This window comes from Halarchaeum nitratireducens, from assembly GCF_017874695.1.
In the GTDB taxonomy this organism is placed as follows: domain Archaea; phylum Halobacteriota; class Halobacteria; order Halobacteriales; family Halobacteriaceae; genus Halarchaeum; species Halarchaeum nitratireducens.
Genome location: NZ_JAGIKY010000012.1, coordinates 124,028 through 131,924 on the forward strand (window position 1 = coordinate 124,028; position 7,897 = coordinate 131,924).

Genomic DNA, 7,897 nt, shown 5'->3' on the forward strand with positions numbered 1-7,897 from the left:
AACGCGGCATATGGCTCTCCGTGCGGCCGCCATCGACCTCGACGGCACGCTCCTCCACGGCGACGAGCTCCTCCCCGGTGCACGAGAGGCGATGGCCGCGATCCGCGAGCGCGTCGATGCGGTGTGTTTCCTCACGAACAACCCGACGATCCGCCCGGAAGCGTACGCCGCGCGCCTCCGCGAGCGCGGGATCGCGGCGTCGCCCGAGGAGGTGCTCACCGCGTGCACGGCCACGATCGGCTACCTCCGGGAGCACCACGCCGCGGACGCGCTCTACCCCATCGCGGGCGACGCCATCGTCTCCCAACTCCGCGACGCGGAGTGCGACCTCGTCGCCGACCCCGCGGACGCGGAGTGCGTCGTCGTCGGCTACGATCCCGACTTCGACTACGACGACCTGCACGACGCGCTCCGAGCGTTCGGTGACGATCCCGCGGCCGTCGGCTTCGTCGGCACCGACCCGGACCGGACGATCCCGACTACCGACGGCCCGATTCCGGGGTCGGGCGCGCTCGTCCACGCCGTCTCGGGCGTCGTCGAGCGCGATCCCGACGCGGTCCTCGGGAAACCATCGAAAGAAACCGCGGCTCTCCTGCGCGAGCGACTCGGCGTGCCCGCGTCGGCGTGCGCCGTCGTCGGCGACAACCCCGCGACGGACGTCGCGCTCGGCGAGCGCGCCGGCATGACGACCGTGCTCGTCGAGACGGGACTCGCCGCGAGCGCGGACGACGCGACGCGCGCCGACCACGTCGTCGCCGACATCGGGGCGGCCGTCGCGCTGTTCGACTAGTCGAGGACGCCCATCTCGGTGAGGCGTTCCGGGAGGTAGGTGTCCGTCACGAAGTCCAACCCTCTCGAAGCGAGGGCCTGCTGTTCGGCCTTCTTCCCGATGTCGAGTTGGAGCTCGATCTGCTCCGTCCAGAACTCCGATTGGAAGCGCGGGTCCTCCAGTTCACTCTCCAAGGCGTTGACGTCGGAGTCGCTGAGCGGGTCGGTCGGCAGGTCGTACTCGACGATGTCCGCGGGCCGGATGCCGATGAACTGCGCCTCGGGCGTGGCGAGGTATTCAGAGAGGTGTGCGGACTTGATCGATCCGTACGAGACGGAGCCGAAGATGCGATACGACCACGGGTCGCCGTCGGTGAAGACCGTGACGGGGAGATCGAGTTCGTCGTGCAGGCGCTTGGTCAGCCGCCGCGTCGCGCGCGCCGGCTGGCCGCCGAGGTGGACGACGAGCGCGTTGTAGTCGTCGTCGAAGCCGTTCTCGACGAGGCGATCGCGCATCCCGCCGGTCTCGACGCAGAGGACGAAGTCGACGTCGTGATCCAGGAACTCGATCGTGTCGGGGTTGTTCGGGATCTGGTAACCGCCCTGCCCGACGTCGTCCTGACAGTGGATCTCGCGGTCCCCGCGGTTCGTCTGCTCGCGGAGGCGGAGGGGACCCATCACCTTCGCGCCCGACTCCTCGGGACGCATGTGGAAGTCCTCGCGCTTCACCCCGGAGACGATCTCCAGGTCCTCGACGAGCTTGTCGGACTCCGACTGGCCGTTGAACTGCGCGGCCTCCTCGTCCCACGACTCGGAGAGGTAGTAGAGCTCACGCAGCGTCGAGGAGCGGTCCTCTTCTAACTGTTGGGCGAGGAAGTCGATCGTGTAGATCGCCTTCAGGAGCTTGCGCGCGCCCGACGCGGAGTTGGCGGAGCGCGTCGACGTCCGATCGCCGTACACCCAGACGTCCGCGTCCTCGTCGAAGACGATGTTCGACTTCGAACGCGTCGGCAGCTGCATGTTCGGGATCTCGCCGTCCGCGAACTGGTCGTAGAACTCTGCGGCCATGTCGATGAGGCGCTCGCGCGCCGCGTCGTCGGTTGTGTCGGAACTCATTGGGAGATCGTGAGCTTCTCGTCGCCGACGCCGTTCACGGAGAGGTCGCAGTCGGCGTCCGCGGCGACGGCGTATTCGAGGGTCGCGTCCTCGCCGCTCGGGACCGTGGGCGACCACTTCACGAACCACTCGCCGTCCATCTCGACGACGGTGCCGTCGGAGACATCGCTCGGCTCGGCGGAGACGATGTCCGTGAGGTCGATGTCGGCGTTCGCGTCGGTGTTGTTCTCGACCGTGAGGCGGACGGTGTCGTCCGCGCGCTCGCGCTCGACGAGGACGTTGTTCATGATGCGCGCGAGCGAGTCCTCGACGCCGACCGGCTCGCGCCCCGTCATCTCGGAGACCTTCTCCGCCATCGTCGGGAGGACGTCCATGATGACGCTCTGCTTCTCCTGGCGCTTCTGACGCGAGCGACGCTCGTTGAGGAAGCCCTTGAGGTCGCGGGCGGCCTCGCGGACCGCGAGTTCGACCTCGTCCTCGATCTCGGGGACGGAGGCGACGGCGTCCTTCGACTCGCTAGTGAAGGGCACGTTGGTCGAGGCGACGTGCACCATGATGACGCAGGGGCCGCTCGGGAGGCCGCTCCCGCCCGGCTGATCGAGGCCGTAGTTCCGCCAGCCGATGTCCTTGAGGACCTTCGTCGTCGCGCACGCCCCCCGCTGGTAGACGAGCGGGACGCGGTTGGCGAAGCGCATCACGTCGACGGTCCCCTCTGCGGCGAGGTCGCCCCCGTAGGCGATTCCGGCCTCGACGACGAACGGGTCGCCGCCGTGGACCTCAGCGTCGCGCGTCGCCGCGGCGTAGAAGTCCGCGTCGAACTCCTTGCGGAGACCCGCCTCGACCGACTCCGCCTGGATCGGCGCGAGACAGGACGTCGGGGGCGCCATCACGTCGACGGTGCGCATCGCGTCGAGCAGGTCGCGCGCGAGGTTCCGGTCGGACGCGATCTCGGCGGCCGCGGGGAGGTCGTCGGTGACGGTGTGGGCCGCCGTCCAGAGCTCGTCGGTGACGTTCTCGCGGGCCGTCTCGCCGACCGTGGCGCCGGTGCCGGTCTCCGTCTGGTCGGCGGCGCGCTCGACGAAGTCGCGGAGTTCGTCCCGCGTCACTCGATCGTACGGCGTCTCGTCGCCGAACTTCGCGGCGAGGCGCTCGGCGAGCGCCTCGACCGTCGCGCCGTCCTTCTGTACCGTCGTGGCCGCGTCGACGTGTCGGTAGAGGTCCCCCCGTCGATGGGCCGTCAGGGCGTCCCAGAGCGCGTCGACGACGTGGCCCCGTACCGTCGCGCCGAACGAGGAATCGGCCTCGACGTCGGCGGCCACGTCGGCCACGAGCGTTTCGAGGTCGGTGTGGGAGAGCGCGCCGCGCTCCGCGAGCGCGTCGGCGACCGCGGCCGCGAACGCCTCGGTGTCCGCCGCGGGCTTGTTCGAGACGGCGTCGACGATCCGCGCGTCTACGTTGCCCTCATCGACGTCGATCGTCCACGCGAGCTCGCGCCCGTATCGCCTGTCGCGGAACGCATCGCAGATCGAGTCCGCGGTCTTCGCGCCGACGCGCGTGAACTCCTCGCGGAGGAAGCCACGGACCGTGCGCGAATCCGTCTCCCCGAGCATCTTGATCAGCGCGCCGAGTTCGACGCCGTGGGGGTGCGGGCGGATCTCCTCCGTCTCGGCGGGGAGACCCGCGTCCTCGGCCCGCTCGAACTTGAAGCGCCCCTCGGGCTCGCGGAGTTCGAGGCGCGCGTGGGGGTTCACGACCGCCGTGTGTTCGGCGTAGTCGTGGAGCTGGCCGCGTGCGCGCATGTTCGCCTCCATCTCCAGCTCGATGCGCGTGCCGTGCGGGCGGTCCCACGAGACGGTCTCTTCTTCGCTGATGACCGGTTCGTTCGTGTCGGTGTCGATGACGAGCTCGTAGTAGTTCGCCTCCGCGGCGCCCTGCGTGCGCGAGGTGATCTTCGCGGGCGTCCCGGAGGTCAGCTGGCTGTAGAGGACGGCCGCGGAGATCCCGATCCCCTGTTGGCCGCGGCTGTTCTTCACGGAGAGCGCACCATCGTTTGCGACGACGAAGTTCTCGTCCTCACCCGACGCACCGGGGACGGAGATGTCGTAGACGTACTCCGGTGCGTCCGTCTCCTCGACCGATTTCACGGGAAGGAGACACATGTCCGTGTCCGTGATTCCGTGGAGGTTCCGGATGGTCGCGTGGAGTTCTTCGAGGGCCGCCGTCGGTTCGTGGGATTCGTCGAGGAGCCCCATCTCGACGAGGTTATGCGTGTATCGTGGCTTCTCGACGATGCCGCCGTCGAGCGCCGCCTCGATCAGGGACTGGTACGCTTCGGCGTGTTCGAGATTCGAGCCAACACCCGCACCGCGGAGGAGGCCGGGAACCGTGTCCGGGACGGTGTGGGCGTCCACGTCGTCGACGCGGACGTCGTCGAGAAGCGATGTCGGAACGCGCTTATACCCTTGTTCGCCCGTCGGCTTGCGCTCGCCGAACGCATCGAGCACGTTCAAATCCGCACCGTACACCTTCGTCCGATACGTCGTCGAATCGTCCTCGGCGTACCCGCTCGTGTTCTCGGCCGTTTCGGTGCTCGCGAGGACTCCCTGCATGTTCCACAGGACGGAGACGCCGCGGGCGAGCGTTTTACTGACGGTCGTGTGGGAGAGCTCGTTCCCGGGATGCGAGTCGGAGCCGTCGCCCTGATAGACCGCGGTGAGGAACTCTTGCTGGATGTCCTCAGAGGCGTCGAAGAGGAACGACGGCACGCGTTTGTTCTCCGCACCCTTTCCGCAGACGTTCCCGAGGAACATCGCGAGCGGCGATCCGAACGCCTTCACGCGCGTCGAGTTGCGTTCTCGTTCGACGGTCGTCGTGCCACCGCCGACGCCGGCGACGGCCGTCTCGGTCGCCTCGATCAGTTCGCCCTCGTGGGACCCGAAGGTGAACCCGACCTGTCGCGGACCGACGTGCCCCTCCGCGACGTAGTAGCCGAGGAGGCGAGCGAACTCCGCCGTGAGCGGCATCGTCACCGGGATCGTCGTCTCGTCGCCACCGACTTGGTACGTCTTCAGCTCGCAGTCGGCCGCCCGCTCCTCCCACCCGAGTTCGAGCACAGTCGACGCCGGGAGGTATCCCCCCTCAAGATAGTTCGATTCCAGACTGTCTTTGAGGACGTCGACACCCTCGTACCGATAGTAATACCGTTTCCGGGTACTGTCCGCGTTCGGTTTCTTCCGGATCGTTTCGCCGCTCCGGATCTCCTCGAGCGTCTCCCGGTCGAACCCGTAGACGTACAGCCGGCGGTCCTCTAACTGATCGGGTGTGATGTGTTCGAGGAGATTGACCGACTCGACCGGATCGTCGTTCGTCGGGAGCGAGCGTGGCGTGAGCACGGCGTCTCCGGGCTCGAGATCGCCGGCTTTCACTTGTTTCGTCTCCCCGTTCGCCGTCACCGAGAACAGGCTGTGGTTGCCCGTCACCTCCACCGTACGCCCCTTCTCGGTCGTGATCTCGTATGTCTGCTCGTCCGTCTCGTGGCGGATCGCATGTGTGACGGGCTGCCACGACATCTCGTGAGATTCACGATCGAACGAGGGGACCTCGATGTCCGCCGAGAGCGGCGCGGTCGCGGCGCCGTCGATGGGGAGGTACGCGTCGCAGAGCACGCCGATCGGGACGGTATCGACGACCCCGTCACGGCGTACGAGGAGCTCTTGATCGGGCGTCAGCGACTGCTCACGACTGTGAAAACGCGATCCGTACAGTAGTTTCCCGAAGATCTTCGGGATCTGCTCTTTCGTGATGCCGGGGCCGTTGTCCTCCACGACGAGCGTGTAGTAATCACCCGATTCCTGGATCTCGACGTAGATGTCGGGGAGGATGCCGGCCTCCTCCGTGGCGTCGAGGGCGTTGTCGACGGCCTCCTTGACGGCCGTGACGAGCCCACGGGCCCCGGAGTCGAAGCCCAGCATGTGCTTGTTCTTCTCGAAGAACTCGGCGATGGAGATCTCGCGCTGGCTCGCGGCGAGCTCTTCCGCGATGCCGTCGTCGTCTCCATCGGCGAGTGTCGACTGGAAGGACGTCATTTCCGTATCGGCGACCTTGGTCACACGGCTATAAAACCCCGTGGGTACACCGTGGTGAAAGTGGACGACGGCGCGGCGAACGGTCGGCTCGATCTCTGAGAACCGCGGTCCGCGGGCGCTTCACTTCCGACGGCCCGCCGCCGCTCGGCGACTACAGCGAGAGGCCGCGGATCTCGACGGAGTCGCCGTCCCGTACCGTCCCGACGCGCTCGCCGTCGGTCTCGGCGATCAGCGTCTCCGCCTCGGCCTCGGGGAGCGCGACGACGAACCCAGTGCCCATGTTGAACGTGCGATGCATCTCCTCGTCGGAGACGTCCCCCCGCTCTCGCACGAAGGTGAAGACGTCCTGTGCGGGGAGCGGGTCGGTGACGTCGTACTCGTGCTCGCCCATCCGCGAGAGGTTCGTCCAGCCGCCGCCGGTGACGTGGGCGGCCGCGTGGACGTCGCGCTCGCGGAGATGCGAGAGGAGGTAGGTGTAGAGCCGCGTCGGTTCGAGGAGGGCCTCGCCCACCGTCTCGTACCCCTCGTAGGGGTAGTCGTCGTGGTAGCTTCCCTCTCCTCTCGTCGCGGCCCGCCGGGCGAGCGTGAGGCCGTTCGAGTGGATGCCCGTGGAGGCGAAGCCGACGAGGGCGTCCCCGACCCGCGCGTCCCCGGGGAAGAGGTCATCCTCGTCGGCGAGGCCGGCGACGGTCCCCGCGAGATCGAACCCGTTCACGACTTCCGGCATCACCGCCGTCTCGCCGCCGACGAGCGCCACCTCGGCCTCTTCTGCCCCCGCGGCGAGGCCCTCGCCGAGCTGTGCGGTGAGCGTCTCGCTCGGTTCGTCGACGGCGAGGTAGTCGACGAACGCGTCCGGCGCGACGCCGGCCGCGACGAGATCGTTGACGTTCATGGCGATGCAGTCGATACCGACCGTCGAGTAGTCCGCCATCGCCTCCGCGACGAGCAGTTTCGTGCCGACGCCGTCGGTGGCAAGCGCGAGGTACTGATCGCCGACGGGGACGAGCCCCGCGTAGTCCGTCGTGTTACCGACGTCCGCGACGGCGTCGACCAGTGCGGCGGTCGCGGCCTCGCTCGCGTCGATGTCGACTCCCGCGTCGGCGTACGTCATGCCCTCCTCGCTCTCGGTGTCCGCGTCCTCACTCATACACGGGCGTGCGCAATCGGGCGCGAAAAGGGTAGTGGTGTATGCTCAGCACGTGGTAGCGCGGAGCCTCCGTCCTCAACGAGCGTCGAAGACGCAGGTAGGGCGGAGAGGAAGCGCGTTCGCACATTCTTTAAGACTGTCCGAGACGTATCCTGTTCCACTGTCGACCTCGCACACGTCGGGGACGATAGGAGCCACCAGTAAACTGGCTCCTGTGGTGCGGGAGTACCGTACCCTGTACTCGGGAACGACGACCGCGAACGGGTTGAACTCCCGTTCCCCGTGTGGGGATAGAGCGTGAGAACACCGGGAATTAAATCGGCAGGACAATCCCGGCCTCGGTCGGAGTGGGAGGCATCAACAATGCACCCACGCCGGGGCAAGGATGGTAAGAGGAAGCCGGGCCGCGTCCATGCATGGGGTCGCGGGGCACAATGTCGTTTCGGCAAAGCCCCGTCCTCAAGGAGTGACCGACCGCCGCAAGGCGGGAGGGAGCGAGTAGGGCGGGGTAGTTTACGGAGACTCAAGGAGAAAGCTCCGCCCTTCAGGGCGGGGATGAATCCGACAGCGCCCCCACAATCCACCGCCGAGAGCAGGGCAGGATATTCCACATTTAAACTATATGTTCAAGTAGGTTTGACTACATAGGTTATGTATGGCGAAAACGGTTGTCACCCGCACCTACGCTGCTTCCATCAGGAATCAGCCACAGGTGTCTGACGACCTTGATTCGCTCGGGTTCTCAGCCTCGAAACTCTGGAACGTCGGACGGTGGGTCTGC

Annotated in this window: 4 protein-coding genes and 1 pseudogene; 1 reads left to right on the forward strand and 4 read right to left on the reverse strand. The window is 67.2% G+C overall.

The window, feature by feature from the left end:
* Nucleotides 1–10 precede the first annotated feature (10 nt).
* The gene (locus J2754_RS12260; protein WP_211087589.1) at nt 11–790 is read left to right on the forward strand and encodes an HAD-IIA family hydrolase; all 780 of its coding nucleotides are present in this window, start codon (nt 11–13) and stop codon (nt 788–790) included.
* Here the strand turns inward: J2754_RS12260 and J2754_RS12265 are convergent.
* The 4 genes and pseudogenes from J2754_RS12265 to purM form a co-directional block, all read right to left on the reverse strand.
* Nucleotides 787–1,884: a DNA topoisomerase IV subunit A gene (locus J2754_RS12265; RefSeq protein WP_211087590.1), complete on the reverse strand. Its 1,098-nt coding sequence runs from the start codon at nt 1,882–1,884 to the stop codon at nt 787–789. The genes J2754_RS12260 and J2754_RS12265 overlap by 4 nt on opposite strands.
* A complete protein-coding gene (locus J2754_RS16750) occupies nt 1,881–5,612 on the reverse strand; it encodes a DNA topoisomerase VI subunit B (RefSeq protein ID WP_425350995.1) in 3,732 nt (1,243 codons plus the stop codon). The genes J2754_RS12265 and J2754_RS16750 overlap by 4 nt, the downstream gene beginning before the upstream one ends.
* Nucleotides 5,613–5,969, reverse strand: a pseudogene (locus J2754_RS16645) (ATP-binding protein); the annotation flags it as partial.
* A gap of 151 nt (nt 5,970–6,120) precedes the next feature.
* Nucleotides 6,121–7,116, reverse strand: a complete 996-nt coding sequence (purM, locus tag J2754_RS12275) for a phosphoribosylformylglycinamidine cyclo-ligase (protein WP_188878430.1) — start codon at nt 7,114–7,116, stop codon at nt 6,121–6,123.
* Nucleotides 7,117–7,897 lie beyond the last annotated feature (781 nt).